Here is a 14,064-nt window from a genome sequence, read left to right as displayed (position 1 = left end):
GACCGCCCACAAGAGATAAAATTACCGTTTATGGCAATTACCAACGTCTTTTGCAGGTAATGTTAAATTTGGTTGGCAATGCAATTAAATTTACTCACGAGGGTGGGGTTTTAATTACAGCGGAAGTTGTCAGAAAGAAGGTGGTTGTTCAGAACCAGGAACTGCCTGGAATGGTCAAAGTCCGCGTCATAGATACGGGCATCGGCGTATCATTGGAAAAGCAAGATAGACTGTTCCAATCCTTCAGTCAAGTAGACGGTTCGCGCACCCGCAAATACGGCGGTACGGGTTTGGGATTAACAATTTCTCAAAAACTCATAGAAGCTATGAAAGGTGTGGTGAATTTCTACAGTATGGGTGAGGGACTCGGATCGACGGTGACTTTCACTGTGCCGCTTTATCAAGATGTCGTGATGGGTTCGGAACAGCCAACCGATGTAGATGCTTTGATTTAGAGGCTAGGGCGTCAGGGTTAGGGAAAGAGGGAGAGGGCAGAGGGAAAAGGGAAAATATTAATTCTTCGGCTCCCTCCTCAAGAGATCCCCCACTTCCTCTAACTTTTGACTTTTGACTTTTGACTTTTGACTTTTGACTTCCCTATCGTCGGCGTTCTTGCAATTGCCGATAAACAGCTTTGATATCAACTTGATGATGAGCCAAAGCTACAAGAGTGTGGTAAAATAGGTCGGCAACTTCACCTGCGATCGCTTCTTTATCATCATCCTTACAAGCCATCACCACTTCAGCAGCTTCTTCGCCAATCTTCTTTAAAATCTTGTTATCGCCGCCAGCTAGCAACTTGCACGTATAAGAACTTTCTGTAGGATTGTCCCGGCGCGAACAAATGACTTCAAACACTTGAGACAAAGTATCAGCGGGTGGCGCTTGCTTTTGTCCATCCACGCGATGAAAACAACTGCGCTCACCCGTGTGGCAGGCAATATCTCCAATTTGTTCCACACCAATGAGTAAGGCATCGCTATCGCAGTCGTAGCGGAGACTTTTGACATTTTGAACGTGACCTGACGTTTCGCCCTTTGGCCACAATTCGGCACGCGATCGACTCCAAAACCAAGTTCTTCCAGTGGCGAGAGTTTTTTGCAGCGACTCCCGATTCATCCAAGCCATCATTAACACCGTACCATCCAGATAATCCTGGACAATAGCCGGAACCAATCCGCGCTCATCATAGCGGATATTATCGATCGGAATAGATTGACTAATAGGGGTAGGCTCAGCCGCAGGCATAAAATCAGTTAAAGCTTTAGCTCACTCGATCACGATATCATGCTTTGTCCTAGAGAGCTTTAAATCACTTAACTTACAGCCATAGAGTTAAAACTAGCCGCCTGAGTTCTCACCGCACACCAAGCAATCTCATGCGCCTTAGATTCTGTGCCGTACCAGTGAAGCGCACAATTATACGCAGCTCGGTATAATTCTTGAGCGGGCTCTGAAAGACGAGAGCGCACGTCGGCAGGCAAATCTTGATTCGTTTTGTATAACATCGCGGTTATGGGTGCTATATAGGATAATTTATGAGCTTACTAAGCTTGAACAATGGTTTCCACTATCTCAAGATAGACCTTTAAGCATTTCACCAAGATAAGACTCAAGTAAGGAGCAGATAACTTTGGTCACTACCTCATTTAAAACCACCAACTCAGAAGAAATTTTTGCAGCAGCCCAGAAACTAATGCCAGGGGGCGTCAGTTCACCCGTGCGAGCCTTCAAGTCTGTGGGGGGACAACCGATCGTTTTCGATCGCGTCAAAGGCGCTTATATTTGGGATGTCGATGACAACCAGTACATCGACTATGTTGGTACTTGGGGGCCGGCCATCTGCGGTCACGCTCATCCCGATGTCATCGAGGCACTGCACAAAGCTTTAGAGAAAGGTACCAGCTTCGGCGCACCCTCCTACCTGGAAAACGTCCTTGCCGAAATGGTTATCGACGCCGTTCCCAGCATTGAAATGGTGCGCTTTGTCAATTCCGGCACCGAAGCTTGTATGGCAGTTTTGCGCCTGATGCGAGCCTTCACCGGACGGGATAAAATTATCAAGTTTGAAGGTTGCTACCACGGCCACGCCGATATGTTTTTGGTCAAAGCCGGCTCTGGTGTCGCCACCCTTGGCTTACCCGACTCTCCCGGCGTACCCAAATCGGCCACACAGAACACTCTCACGGCTCCCTTCAACGATTTAGAAGCTGTGAAAGCTTTGTTTGACGAAAACCCAGACCAGATTGCCGGTGTCATTTTGGAACCTGTGGTAGGCAATGCGGGATTTATTCCTCCGGATGGCGGTTTTCTGGAAGGTTTGCGCGTACTTACCAAAGAAAACGGCGCTTTGCTCGTATTTGATGAAGTGATGACCGGTTTTCGGATTGCCTACGGCGGTGCCCAAGAAAAATTCGGCATCACTCCCGATTTGACAACTCTGGGCAAAATTATCGGCGGTGGTTTGCCCGTAGGCGCTTATGGCGGACGTAGAGATATTATGTCAATGGTGGCACCATCCGGGCCGATGTATCAGGCGGGGACGCTTTCCGGCAATCCTCTGGCGATGACTGCGGGGATCAAGACACTGGAATTGCTGCAAAAATCGGGGACATACGAATATCTCGATCGCATTACCAAAAAGCTAGCCGATGGATTGTTGCAAATTGCCAAAGAAAAAGGTCATGCAGTTTGTGGCGGTAACATCAGCGGTATGTTCGGTTTGTTCTTTACCTCTGGCCCCGTCCACAATTACGAGGATGCTAAAAAGTCAGACTTGGCGAAGTTCAGCCGCTTCCATCGCGGTATGTTAGAGCGCGGTATTTACCTCGCACCGTCCCAGTTTGAAGCTGGTTTTACTTCTGTCGCTCATACAGAAGAAGATATCGATCGCACCCTACAAGCCGCAAGGGAAGTAATGTCGAGTCTGTGATTTCAAATTCTCGCAATTGAGTTTTGTGTTGGGGACTGAGCATAGGGCATAAACTGCAAATTTTTAATGCAGATTTGAGATTAAATTTAATCTCAAATCTAAAATTTAAAATCTGAAATTGTCCTCTCCCCAGTCCCTAGTGTAAATAACCATCCCATCCAAAAAATCAGCTTGTTCGTCCCCTCGATTCTTATTCAATTTTCAGATATTTTTGCGCTCTATTTTTTGTGCCAAATCATCAGAGAGCAAGCTATTTTGGCGAGCGGCTGCACTCTTACTCGAAGATGGCTGCTTGGGAACAGATGGCTGTCGCCAGAGGACGAAAGGAATAGTCAGTACGCCCAATATCATGACAATCCCTGCTGTTAACCAAACCATTAAACGACTAGGCTGATAATCGCTGTTCTCAATTTGCCGAAAAATTTGATTGTAGCGCCATAAAGAAAAGGCTATCAAAACAATGCCGAGAATTGCTAAACCTAAGCCGAGGTTTTGAGAGTTAATAGCAGAATGGCTGTCGATATTATGTCCTGTGACAGCAGATTCTAACTGGCGCAGAAATAAGCCAAAGCGAGCAATTGCAAATCCAAATCCAATCAGTGCGATCGAGGTTCGCAACCAAGCCAAAAATGTCCGTTCGTTGGCTTGATGCTCTCTTAGGCGGTCAAAATTTGGCGTCCTGTTCATCGCTATTTAAGAGTGGGCAATACCCACCCTACTTAGCTTACTTAGCTTACTTAGCTAACGATAATTTGTAAATTGCAAGGCAACCGGAAAGTCTTCTTGCTTTAAGCGCTGAATAACCGTTTGCAATTCATCTTTCGATTTAGCAGAAACCCTCACGGCATCTCCTTGAATCGCTCCTTGAACTTTTTTAAATTCATCGCGAATCAACTTGGTAATTTGTTTGGCAATTTCCTGACCAATCCCTTTTTTGAGTTTGATTTCTTGCCGAACGCGATTGCCGCTAGCTGATTCAACTTTGCCGTAATCAAATATTTTGAGAGAGAGATTGCGTTTGGCAGCTTTTTGTTGCAGAATTGTGTGAATCGAGTTTAAAGTAAACTCGCTGTCGGTGCTAATCGTAATCGATTCTTTACCCAATTCCACAGTTGTTTTTGTGTCTTTGAGGTCGTAGCGGCTTTGAATTTCCCGATCGGTTTGGTCTACAGCATTGACCAATTCTTGATAGTCAAAGTCGCTCACAATGTCAAATGAATATGTAGAAGCCATAGGAAATCGGTAAAACTCTGAAAAGGTGAAAAGGTAATCGAGTACTTTAAAATTTTAGTCGCTGAGTAAAGATCGATCTACAATCTCAAATCTCAAATCTAAAATCTCAAATTTGATTACCCATTACTCGCTAACTAATTTATACTAGCTTGCAGCAGGCTTTGGACGAATAAAGTGGCGATGCAAAGGGAGCCAAGGGCGAACATAAGTCCTCGCGCTAGGGGAATGTTCAAAATATAAAAAACCGAGTGCAGCAACCTCGCCACGAGAAATGCGATCGCAGCACCTACCCCTACAGACGAATTGACACCAGTTACGTAAGCCATCAGCGCTGCGGCTGCAAACAGCATAAACGCTTCAAAAGCATTTTGATGAGCCCAGGTGGCTCTTTGAGCGTAGGGAGGCAGTTTATCTACGATCGCTCTGGGAGTTGCCAGGGCTTCTTTGCCCAACTGCACGCGAGCATAAGCCACCAGCAAAAAAGGCACGTAAATCAGAAAAGCTGCTATAGCTATACAGTAAAGAAAAATGTCAGACATCGGTATTTGCGATCGCATCATTAGCCTTTATTTCATTCGTTCTCATGCCTGCCAAATCAATCAGAAAGATTGCCAACTTACTTGTCAAATCCGAAATTTGGCTCGCACAAAGAACGGCAAACTTGCCCAACATACTAATCAAAGTAAAACAGCGTCACTAATTTTCGTTGTTCTTCTGCATCTTTACAAGTTTGCAGCAGCGTGCGGCTGTCATGAAAAGCAAAGCAAATCAGCTGCTGGCATCTAGAAACAATTTCCTGATTGCATAGGGCGCTAGCTTCACCTAAAGACAGATGATCGTTTTCTGGCTTTTCTACCAAGTGCATCACCTGTTCGAGCTGCTGGCGCGATTCTAGGGGCTGGCGCTCCAGACTTTGGGGTAAAATCACGGTTAACAGTTTGGGATCTGCCCGCATTGCGCCTCTAATGGCAGCCGCGTTAGTACCCGTAGCACCGGAGGTAATCAGGCTATTGCCGGATAATACCAAGGCATAGCTCATCATCTCGATCAGGTGCTGATGGGTAATAGGAACGTGGCGAGATCCTAACAGGGCAATGCGCTTGGAACCCGTTTGCTGGATTGTCGCCAGTTCTTGGACTAATTCATCAACTTTAGGTATCTCTATCGATTGACTCAAGGACGGTTTGACGTTGAACAACCTTGATATTTTAACAGAATGGGTTACGGTAGCGTTACAGCAGGCTCCAGTCCGAGTTTGGACATGAGACGATCGACATCAAAGTGTTCTTTCATTAACTGACGGACGCACTGCACTTTAATCGGTTCTTGCAGGCGCACTTGACCGAAAGCGCGGTTAATGATTTCTACAGTGGTGAGGGTATCCAGGTCAACCGACAAAATCGGAATTTCGAGGTCTTCAGCGCGATTGAGAATAAAATCGGACGGAGGGACGTGCCCGGTTAAAATCAAACACTGAGTAGAGGTTTCCAAGGCTGCGAGCTGGATATCCTGACGATCGCCACCAGTCACCACTGCCATATTCCTACCCTTGCGGAAGTACTTCAGCGCCGAGTTGACATTCATCGCACCGATAGTTAAGCTTTCCACCATTAGATCCAATCGATCGGGTCGGCAAATCACCTCAGCGTGCAATTGGTGTACCAGTTCTCTGACGCTGACGCTGCGTAGCAAGGCACTCCGGGGCAGAATTCCCAAAACTGCAATATCCCGCTGTTCCAGAAATGGCTTAATCTCTGTTTCTACTGCTTCGAGTTGCTCGCTGGGAACATCATTGAGGATAACGCCGATTAGGCGATCGCCCAACCGCCGCTTCGCTGACAATATCTTGTGTATCGATAGCACCGATTCCAAGCGCGTTACCAACACAATTCCCGCATCCACCACCTCTGCCACTTCCAGCAAGGACATTTCAAACAAAGTGCCCTCCTCCAGAGTTCCTGGCCCTTCTAGCAAAACTAGCTTTCCAGACTGCACCTGGAGGTATTTGAGTAACTCTGAGCGATAATCGATTGTATCTTCGCCTTTGAGACGTTTTTCGATGCTGACTGTATCGAGAAATAATAGGGTTTTCAGCAATCGGTTCGGCGGCAAGTTGAGATTGTGGGCTAAAAACTTAACATCCTCATCCATGCCATCAGTGCGATCGTCGCTCCAACAGGTTCCCAGCGGCTTACCGTAGGCGATATCCAGTTTTTTTTCTTGTAGCTGATGAGCAAGTCCCAAAAGTACCGCTGACTTGCCGCTATAAGCCTCGGTCGATCCTATCAGCAGATATTTAGCAGATTTCGGCACACCCTCACTCCTAATTTTGAGCTGTGTATCCTCCAAACGCCGTTTCTATTCATCCAAACGCAGCAGCTTGCGGTAAAATCCTTTGGAAAAATCGATTGAGCGAGAGGTCTTAAAATTCATTATGACTTCTATTAGAAAGTTAACAAATTCATTATTAGCCAGGGTAACTTCATAACTCATTTCTGCATTGCCATCAAACTGTAACCGACAACGGGTAAGGTCTGATGGTAGCGCCGCCACATTCCAGGTGGCAACAAAGGGGATGCTCTCTCCGCCTTCTATTTTGCGTTTTCCCTCCAGAACCCCTTTTTCATAGAGACTTATGGCTTGGGGTAACAAAGTGCGCTTGTTACCTTGGTAGTAGGGCATATAGACATTGACTCTGCGGGGGTCGGCAGGTTGGAGCTGTTCGATATTTGCACTCATAATCTTCCTTTTTTTGGCCTCTAGATTCAGACTAATGCCCGAATGCTGGGGCGGCAATATTTAAGCCCGTCCCAGCATTCACTGTCTGTAGTATTCCCAAAATGTCTACTTCCATCATCTCTCTACCTTGAAGGCGGACGCAATTGTCAGTGGCCTTATTTTACAAAGGCAGCGAGTGAGGAAACAATTGACACTATCGATCGATTAACTCGGGGATAGACTTGTGCCCAACTTATGACCCAAGAGGAGAGGGGCTTTGAGGCTCTCCCTTCTGTCGTATGGCTGCGTTGGACTCCCGATCTTGCCTAAATTCAGCCTTTAGGGCTCACACCAATTACAATTCTCAGAAAAATCCTACTCGACAAATTGTCAAATCGATAGAAACGGCGACTGAGTACTTCAACAAGGTCAGGTACAATAAGGCAGCATAAGCTTTTATTGAAGCTGGAGGAAATGGCACCACAAATCCCCGCTCTCAGGCGGTAAATACTGTTTTGCCAGATCTGCTAACGACAAGCTCCGGCTGACTTGGTACCAGTTTGCCCAAACAGGTATTCCGATTAAGGCTAGATTTTACAAACTCGATCGCGAATCGGAACAGGTGGATACAATACCGCCTTCTGTCATGGCAAACTAAAAGGATGTCAAGGCTGCACGGTTTGGTGTTACCCGATACCCAGCTTCTGCAAAGGTGCAGACAAATACTGGTGGTTGAATCAGCTAACCTATGCCAGCGAATTCCTGGCCCGAAAACAATTCCTACAACGAGCTTGATGAAATCGGCTCGGTTTTATCCGATCTGCCTCCCACTTTTGAGGAGGAAACTCAGACACCCGATCGCAGGTTTTATGCGGGACGCAGGCGCAAAGCCGCATTGTTGCTGACAATTGTTTGGAGTGGCACGATCGCCCTGCATCTATTCTCGTGGGGCATTTGGCTGGTGCTGTTCTTGACAACCCTGATGGGTATTCACGCCATCCGCGTTTTGCGAGCTTGTCCCCGTGCTTTACCTGCGCCTTTGTCTGAGGAAAATCAGGATTCTTGGCCTTTTGTTTCCCTGCTGGTGGCGGCTAAAAATGAAGAAGCTGTCATTGCCAGTTTGGTCAAGAATATGTGCGATCTCGACTATCCAAGAGACTTGTACGAGCTGTGGGTAATCGACGATCGCAGTACGGACAAAACGCCGATCTTGCTCAAACAGCTAGCCCAGGAATACGATCGACTCAAGGTATTTCGGCGACCTGCTGATGCTGGCGGCGGTAAATCGGGTGCTTTGAATCAGGTGCTACCCCTGACTCGCGGCGAAATTATCGCTGTGTTTGATGCGGATGCTAAGGTATCTGCCGATATGTTGCGGCGGGTAGTGCCTGTGTTTGAACAACCGCAAGTGGGTGCAGTGCAGGTGCAAAAAGCGATCGCCAATCCCGATGTCAATTTCTGGACTCGCGGTCAAGTCGCTGAAATGGCTTTGGATAGCTTTTTTCAGCAGCAGCGCATTGCGATCGGCGGGATTGGCGAATTGCGGGGTAACGGTCAATTTATCCGTCGTTCTGCCTTAGAACGCTGTGGTGGTTTTAATGAGGAAACTATCACAGATGACCTGGATCTCACGATCCGCTTGCATCTCGATCGATGGGATATTGACTTTCTCATTGACCCTCCCGTTCGAGAAGAAGGCGTCACCACCGCCTTAGCCCTTTGGCATCAGCGCAATCGCTGGGCAGAAGGAGGTTATCAACGCTATCTGGACTATTGGCGTCCGATTCTGAGAAACCGCATGGGTACTCGGAAAACCTGGGATATGTTCATGTTTTGGATTACCCAGTACTTTCTTCCCACGGCGGTATTACCTGACTTTTTGATGTCTGTTTTTCGCACCAGTTTGCCCGTTTTCAGTCCCATTACCGGACTGATGCTTACGATGTCGCTGATCGCGATGTTTGGAGGTTTGCGGCGCACCCGTAAGGACGAAAAACTGACTTTTTCTACCGCATTCTTTACCTTGCTGCAAACGCTGCGCGGTAATTTGTATATGCTGCACTGGGTAGTTGTGATGTCTAGCGCAACTGCGCGGATGTCGGTACGTCCAAAGCGGCTAAAATGGGTTAAAACCGTGCATCAAGGCAGTGGTGAAGAATTGCCAATTACAAATTAAGAATTAAAAATGGGGCTATCCCATTTTTTAATTCTTAATTCTTAAAATTCTTCCCCATTTTCTGCAATTTCTTCTGTGTCTAAGTACTCACTTGCTGTGACATCAGTTATATTTAATCTGGATATTTCTGGCTTATTTGGAAACAGGATTTGTTCCAGATCGTCTGTTATTTGAATAATTTCTCCTTCAAAGAAATTGGCAAGTCTCTGGGCTGCATCAAGTACCACCTTACTATCATTATCTATCTCTATATTTTCTACATTTTTGTTGGAAATCTGCTGACTCGATTTTGGCAAGTCAGGCGGTAATTTTATTGATGAATCTGGCTTAATCTTGTTCGGATAAGACGAACCTACCCCTGTCCCTTGCGCGGAGGAGGGCGAGACTTTACTTTCCTCTCCTTGTAGGGGAAGAGTAGGAGGAGAAGTTAACCGAACAGTATTTGAATCTGGCTTAGTTTCGGAAGCAAAATTCGGTTTGGGGCCGTCTGTATTTTCTTGGGGTTGAATGGAAGGTCGATCGTCAGTTTTTATTGGTGAATAGTTGCTGGGAGGTTCGGTAAATGTGGGAGAAGATGCTAAATTTGGATTGGACAGCGCTGATGTGTTTGTTTGATTAAATTGCGTCTGCTGTTTAATGCTACCTTGCTGTTGGTTTCGGCGAGAAAACTTATTTTCAGTTGTATGATTAGACTGAAAATTTATTTTTATCTTATCGTTGAATGTTTTTGAAAAAGCTTCTTCTATTTGGGGCAAAGTTCCTTTAATTGTAACTGTAAGAGATTCTGTTTTAATGCCAATCATCGCTTCTCGACCTTTAACATATACTAAGTAGCAATGATCTCGCAGCATCCGTTTAGCACCGGGTAGCCGGGTATTTTTAATTACTTGTTGCCAAATATCCTCCAAATTAAATGAATTTTCTGCAATTAGACTTACATCATCTTGTTGAAAATTGGCGTGACTGGGTTCGGCTTCAATAGGAGCATCGGGAACTTGTTCTACAACAGGAATAACCTCTTGTTTATGGAATTGAGGATTTTCAGTTGGGACTGGTATACTTGGAGAAATTATTTCCGATCTTTCTACTTTTTTTGTTACTTGATTAGATGATGGTGTACTGTTTACCTTGGGTGCAATTGCTGGATTATTCAGCGGTTTAGCAGTTTGTTGAACGCTAATTGGGCTAATTGTCGATGCGATTGCAGATGGCAACAATGCTAATAATGTTACCTCTAACCACAAGCGCGGCTGGGTTGTATTTTTTATTTGAACTTCGCTGTCTTTAAGTTGCTTTTGCCCAAATAAAATCTGGTTGATTTCCAAACCTTGAAAATCGCACAGCGCTTGCCAGGTAGGTGCTGTGACGGCGACTAAATCGGAACGGTTGGGTGCGGTTTTCGCAATTAGTAAATCGCGATAGAAAGAAGCTAAGTTTTGCAAGACAATTAAAGGTTCTCGACCTCTATCCATGAGGCGACGAGTTATGTCTATTACAGATGTGCTATCGTTGGTGGCGATCGCGTCGAGCAAACTCATCAAATCTTTCTCTGGAACTGCGCCTACCAAATCCCAAACCTTCTCAACTGTTACCTCTCCGGATAACAAGCTGAGTTGATCTAATGTACTTTCGGCATCTCTCAATCCGCCTTGGGCAATTTGGCCAACGAGAACGATCGCATCATCGGTAATATCGATATTTTCTTTATTGGCGATATGACGCAGATGCTTCACCATCGCCTCTAGAGGAATGCGACGAAAATCAAAGCGCTGACAGCGAGAAATAATAGTTGGCAAGACTCTTTGAGGGTCAGTTGTTGCCAAGACAAAGACTACGCGATCGGGTGGTTCTTCTAAAGTTTTTAACAAAGCATTGAATGCCGCTGCACTGAGCATATGACATTCATCAATGATGTAAACTTTGTGGCGGCACTGTACTGGTGCAAATTGAGCTTTTTCGATTAATTCTCTAATGTTGTCAACACCTGTATTGCTAGCAGCATCGATTTCAATTACATCTAAAGTTGAGCCTTTGGCAATTCCCTGACAAACATCGCATTTACCGCAAGGTTGAGGTGTCGGATCTTTGTGAGAAAGACAGTTAAGCGATTTAGCTAAAATTCTGGCACTGGAAGTTTTACCGGTGCCTCTGGGCCCGGTGAACAAGTAAGCTGGTGCTATCCGTTTTTGTTGGATGGCATTAGTCAGAGTGGTAGCGATCGCATCTTGACCCACCAGATCGGCAAAACTAGAAGGGCGATACTTGTGATGTAAGGGTTCGTAAGTCATAACAATTAAGATATTTTAAGGAGAACGGCATCAGAGCGATAAAATCCGATCGTGGGTCATCACTCATTCAGATAAAGTTGATACAAATTACCATGCAGTATTTTTCACGCCATCGCCACTACATTACTAATTTGGCCCTGGTGATATCGATCGGTCTGCAACTCCCGATCGTCAATACCAGCGTCGGAGTTAGTGGAGTACGAGCAGCCACTTGTCAAGGGCAAACGCCAAATCAATCCCCACAACAAAAAACAAATTTCTTGGCATTTGGTGGTGGCCCAGCGCCGGAAGCGAACGAAATCGCGATCGAAAAGAACATTCTATACTTTCAGCGCACTTTGAGCGCAATGGGTTACAACCCAGCTGAAGCGTTCACTTTTTTTGCCAACGGCGATGAGCGACAGGCGACAGTTCGCTATCTCGACTCTGGTGGACAGCAGCAGTTCAAAGTGCCACAGATTCCCAATCTTGACGGTGCATCTACTATGGCCAACTTGCAGCGTTCGCTTCAGGATCTGAGTGGGAACCCCAAATCTATTTTCTTCTACTTCACAGGACATGGCATCCCCAATCCCGAAGATATAGATAACAACGCTTTCCTGCTGTGGAATAGGGAATTGCTGACAGTGCAGCAATTTGCTGGTATGCTCGATCGCCTTCCAGAGCAGACATCTGTAGTGATGATGATGAGTCAGTGCTTTTCCGGCTCATTCGCTAATTTTATCTACGAAGGCGGTGACCCCAAACGTCCAGTCGCACTGCAAACTCGTTGCGGCTTCTTCGCCACCGTCAAAACCAGACCTTCCGTTGGTTGTACTCCAGCAGTCAACGAAGCGGACTATAAAGATTATAGTTCTAGCTTCTTTGCAGGCTTGAGCGGGCGCAACCGTATCGGTCAGTCAGTCCCGTCAGCTGACTATAACAAAGATGGACGGATTTCTTATGGGGAAGCCCACGCTTTTGCCAAAGTGGACGAACGCAGTACAGATTGGCCGATTTCTACATCAGAAGCTTGGCTGCAAAGTCAGGCTGACAAACTGACTCAGCAGACAATCTTGAGTAAACCGATCGCGGAAGTTCTCCAAACCGCTCGCCCGGAACAAAGTTACGCGGTTCATTCTATCGCTAAAATATTTAATTTCAATATCCAGAAGTCTTTTCTGGCAAACATACAAGCAGTCGATCGCAGTCAGATCGCTAGTGAAGAACAAAAAGCTTATGTCATCCGTCTGGGGATGGAATTAACGAATATTGGTATGGAACAGGAGATCCGTAGTTCGCAAAACAGCAAAGCGATCGCCACCCTTGATAAATTAATCAAATGCGAAAGTAGTTCTTGGCAGCGACTGCAAACGGGACAACAGTAATGGGGCGACAGATGTCTTTTGAGCGAAGATACGCTCAAGTTTGATGAATTTTTACGGATTGACAGAGGTTGGCTGAGAATTAGAGATGCGATTGGGTAGTAAAAGTTGCGATCGAGCTACAAAGCCTCTTTAATTTGGTTCGATAAAATCTGGGATAAAGGTAACGCGGGAATGGGAAAGATGAAAGCGCGATTTTGGCGATATGCCTACAGTACGCTAAGGCGAACGCTACGAAAGTGGTATCGCCGTCTTTTTGGCATCCGCAAACAACCCCAACCTCCAAAACCTATAAAGCAATCGGAAAATACACCCCTAACCGATGCAGACTACGAGTATTTTTTTATGCAGCTCTTAGAAGGGGTTGAGCATGGCTGGCGTCAGGAGCAAGTTTTGAGAGTTTTTGAGGCGCTAGCCGAACGTACTGACGTGGAAGTGTGGATCGCATGGCTGCGCGGTTTTGGCGAGAAACTCCTAGCGTCCCAATCACCAAATCGTCAGCTAGCCACTCGGATGGTACATCTGGGCGATGTAGGGTGCGGGGAATTTGGCGACATTGCCAAGGAAATCGGTATAAAGTTACTCGCACGGGCTCCGCAATCATACCAAGATAGTAACTCGCTTCTCGATCCGGGCGATCCGCAAGAGGCACAAGCATGGTTTTATCAAGGTATTCAGCAATTTAATAATGGTGATTATCAAGCAGCGATCGTCAGTTATGACAAGGCGCTGGCGATTCTACCGGAAGCTCACGAAGTCTGGTACAACCGCGCTAATGCTCTGTTTAAATTGGGACGCACTTACGATGCGATCGCCAGCTACGATAAAGCTTTGCAGTACAAACAAGATAAATCCGATGCCTGGAATAACCGTGGCAACGCTCTGTTTAAAATAGGACGCAGTGAAGAAGCGATCTATTCCTACGACAAAGCTTTGGAAATTCAACCAAATTATCAACAAGCCTGGTATAACCGAGGTGTGGCTTTGGGGCACGTAGGACGTCTGGAAGAAGCGATCGCTTCTTACGATAAAGCTGTGGCAATTGAACCGAAAGATGACCAAGCTTGGTTTAATCGCGGTTTGGTACTGGGGAACTTAGGACGTTTAGAAGATGCGATCGCTAGCTGGGACAAAGCTTTGACATTGCAACCCGATCGCTACGAAGCCTGGTATAACCGCAGTGTCGCTCTCAGTAATTTAGGCCGTAGCGAAGAAGCGATCGACAGCTGGAACAAAGCTCAGGCTCTCAAACCAGAATAGAGGGAGAGGGGGGAGTGGGGGAGCGGGGGAGCGGGGGAGTGGGGGAGTCAAAAGTCAAAATTCCTCCCTCTATTCCCTATTCCCTAACCCCTA

15 protein-coding genes are annotated in these 14,064 nt (G+C 46.2%); 5 read left to right on the top strand and 10 right to left on the bottom strand.

Going from position 1 to position 14,064, the window contains the following annotated elements; translation table 11 throughout:
- On the top strand, positions 1–455 hold a 455-nt coding region (locus H6S82_RS04175), incomplete at its 5' end, for an ATP-binding protein (protein ID WP_242056814.1).
- 142 nt (positions 456–597) lie between these two features.
- Here the strand turns inward: H6S82_RS04175 and hisIE are convergent.
- Together hisIE and H6S82_RS04165 are read right to left on the bottom strand one after the other, a co-directional pair.
- The gene (hisIE, locus tag H6S82_RS04170) at positions 598–1,248 is read right to left on the bottom strand and encodes a bifunctional phosphoribosyl-AMP cyclohydrolase/phosphoribosyl-ATP diphosphatase HisIE (RefSeq protein WP_190471000.1); all 651 of its coding nucleotides are present in this window, start codon (positions 1,246–1,248) and stop codon (positions 598–600) included.
- Between the two features lie 68 nt (positions 1,249–1,316).
- Entirely contained in the window at positions 1,317–1,508 is a 192-nt protein-coding gene (locus H6S82_RS04165; RefSeq protein WP_190471003.1) for a ChaB family protein, read from the bottom strand.
- A 125-nt stretch (positions 1,509–1,633) separates the two neighbouring features.
- Between H6S82_RS04165 and hemL the strand changes: the two genes are divergently transcribed.
- Positions 1,634–2,932: a glutamate-1-semialdehyde 2,1-aminomutase gene (gene hemL / locus H6S82_RS04160; protein WP_190471006.1), complete on the top strand. Its 1,299-nt coding sequence runs from the start codon at positions 1,634–1,636 to the stop codon at positions 2,930–2,932.
- Positions 2,933–3,133: 201 nt separating this feature from the next.
- On the opposite strand, the gene H6S82_RS04155 is transcribed toward hemL, so the two are convergent.
- The 7 genes from H6S82_RS04155 to ebsA all read right to left on the bottom strand — a co-directional run bounded on the left by H6S82_RS04155 (position 3,134) and on the right by ebsA (position 6,904).
- Positions 3,134–3,619: a DUF202 domain-containing protein gene (locus tag H6S82_RS04155; protein ID WP_190471009.1), complete on the bottom strand. Its 486-nt coding sequence runs from the start codon at positions 3,617–3,619 to the stop codon at positions 3,134–3,136.
- Between the two features lie 54 nt (positions 3,620–3,673).
- Positions 3,674–4,165, bottom strand: a complete 492-nt coding sequence (locus H6S82_RS04150) for a YajQ family cyclic di-GMP-binding protein (RefSeq protein ID WP_190471012.1) — start codon at positions 4,163–4,165, stop codon at positions 3,674–3,676.
- Positions 4,166–4,299: 134 nt separating this feature from the next.
- Complete coding sequence (locus H6S82_RS04145; protein ID WP_190471046.1) at positions 4,300–4,722, bottom strand: MAPEG family protein; 423 nt, start codon at positions 4,720–4,722, stop codon at positions 4,300–4,302.
- Positions 4,697–4,846, bottom strand: coding sequence for a hypothetical protein (locus tag H6S82_RS04140; protein WP_190471016.1), 150 nt, complete (start codon positions 4,844–4,846; stop codon positions 4,697–4,699). Before H6S82_RS04140 ends, H6S82_RS04145 begins: the two co-directional genes overlap by 26 nt.
- On the bottom strand, positions 4,839–5,342 hold the full coding sequence (locus H6S82_RS04135) for a DNA recombination-mediator protein A (protein ID WP_190471019.1): 504 nt from the start codon (positions 5,340–5,342) through the stop codon (positions 4,839–4,841). The genes H6S82_RS04140 and H6S82_RS04135 overlap by 8 nt, the downstream gene beginning before the upstream one ends.
- 44 nt (positions 5,343–5,386) lie before the next feature.
- Positions 5,387–6,478, bottom strand: coding sequence for a DRTGG domain-containing protein (locus H6S82_RS04130; RefSeq protein WP_190471022.1), 1,092 nt, complete (start codon positions 6,476–6,478; stop codon positions 5,387–5,389).
- 45 nt (positions 6,479–6,523) lie between these two features.
- Positions 6,524–6,904, bottom strand: coding sequence for a type IV pilus biogenesis protein EbsA (gene ebsA, locus H6S82_RS04125; RefSeq protein ID WP_190471026.1), 381 nt, complete (start codon positions 6,902–6,904; stop codon positions 6,524–6,526).
- A 727-nt stretch (positions 6,905–7,631) separates the two neighbouring features.
- On the opposite strand from ebsA, the gene H6S82_RS04120 reads away from it, so the two are divergent.
- Complete coding sequence (locus H6S82_RS04120) at positions 7,632–9,059, top strand: glycosyltransferase family 2 protein (protein ID WP_190471029.1); 1,428 nt, start codon at positions 7,632–7,634, stop codon at positions 9,057–9,059.
- A 41-nt stretch (positions 9,060–9,100) separates the two neighbouring features.
- On the opposite strand, the gene H6S82_RS04115 is transcribed toward H6S82_RS04120, so the two are convergent.
- The gene (locus tag H6S82_RS04115; protein WP_190471031.1) at positions 9,101–11,347 is read right to left on the bottom strand and encodes a DNA polymerase III subunit gamma/tau; all 2,247 of its coding nucleotides are present in this window, start codon (positions 11,345–11,347) and stop codon (positions 9,101–9,103) included.
- A gap of 92 nt (positions 11,348–11,439) precedes the next feature.
- Here H6S82_RS04115 and H6S82_RS04110 point away from each other — a divergent pair, with 92 nt between their 5' ends.
- Together H6S82_RS04110 and H6S82_RS04105 are read left to right on the top strand one after the other, a co-directional pair.
- Complete coding sequence (locus H6S82_RS04110; protein WP_190471033.1) at positions 11,440–12,714, top strand: caspase family protein; 1,275 nt, start codon at positions 11,440–11,442, stop codon at positions 12,712–12,714.
- Positions 12,715–12,885: 171 nt separating this feature from the next.
- Positions 12,886–13,971 (top strand): tetratricopeptide repeat protein, encoded by a 1,086-nt coding sequence (locus H6S82_RS04105; RefSeq protein ID WP_199315496.1) that lies wholly within the window; start codon positions 12,886–12,888, stop codon positions 13,969–13,971.
- The last annotated feature ends 93 nt before the right edge of the window (positions 13,972–14,064 follow it).

Origin of the sequence: Planktothrix sp. FACHB-1355 (genome assembly GCF_014748295.1) — a bacterium.
Taxonomy (GTDB): Bacteria; Cyanobacteriota; Cyanobacteriia; order Cyanobacteriales; family Aerosakkonemataceae; genus Aerosakkonema; species Aerosakkonema funiforme_A.
The sequence above is the reverse complement of the archived record's forward strand: the minus strand, read 5'-3'. Positions and strand labels throughout refer to the sequence as shown.

What these genes read in the sequence shown, in the direction of transcription:
- hisIE (WP_190471000.1), bottom strand. Translation starts at nt 1,248, where the DNA reads ATGCCTGCGGCTGAGCCTACCCCTATTAGTCAATCTATTCCGATCGAT.
- H6S82_RS04165 (WP_190471003.1), bottom strand. Translation starts at nt 1,508, where the DNA reads ATGTTATACAAAACGAATCAAGATTTGCCTGCCGACGTGCGCTCTCGT.
- H6S82_RS04155 (WP_190471009.1), bottom strand. Translation starts at nt 3,619, where the DNA reads ATGAACAGGACGCCAAATTTTGACCGCCTAAGAGAGCATCAAGCCAAC.
- H6S82_RS04150 (WP_190471012.1), bottom strand. Translation starts at nt 4,165, where the DNA reads ATGGCTTCTACATATTCATTTGACATTGTGAGCGACTTTGACTATCAA.
- H6S82_RS04145 (WP_190471046.1), bottom strand. Translation starts at nt 4,722, where the DNA reads ATGCGATCGCAAATACCGATGTCTGACATTTTTCTTTACTGTATAGCT.
- ebsA (WP_190471026.1), bottom strand. Translation starts at nt 6,904, where the DNA reads ATGAGTGCAAATATCGAACAGCTCCAACCTGCCGACCCCCGCAGAGTC.
- H6S82_RS04120 (WP_190471029.1), top strand. Translation starts at nt 7,632, where the DNA reads ATGCCAGCGAATTCCTGGCCCGAAAACAATTCCTACAACGAGCTTGAT.
- H6S82_RS04115 (WP_190471031.1), bottom strand. Translation starts at nt 11,347, where the DNA reads ATGACTTACGAACCCTTACATCACAAGTATCGCCCTTCTAGTTTTGCC.
- H6S82_RS04110 (WP_190471033.1), top strand. Translation starts at nt 11,440, where the DNA reads ATGCAGTATTTTTCACGCCATCGCCACTACATTACTAATTTGGCCCTG.
- H6S82_RS04105 (WP_199315496.1), top strand. Translation starts at nt 12,886, where the DNA reads ATGGGAAAGATGAAAGCGCGATTTTGGCGATATGCCTACAGTACGCTA.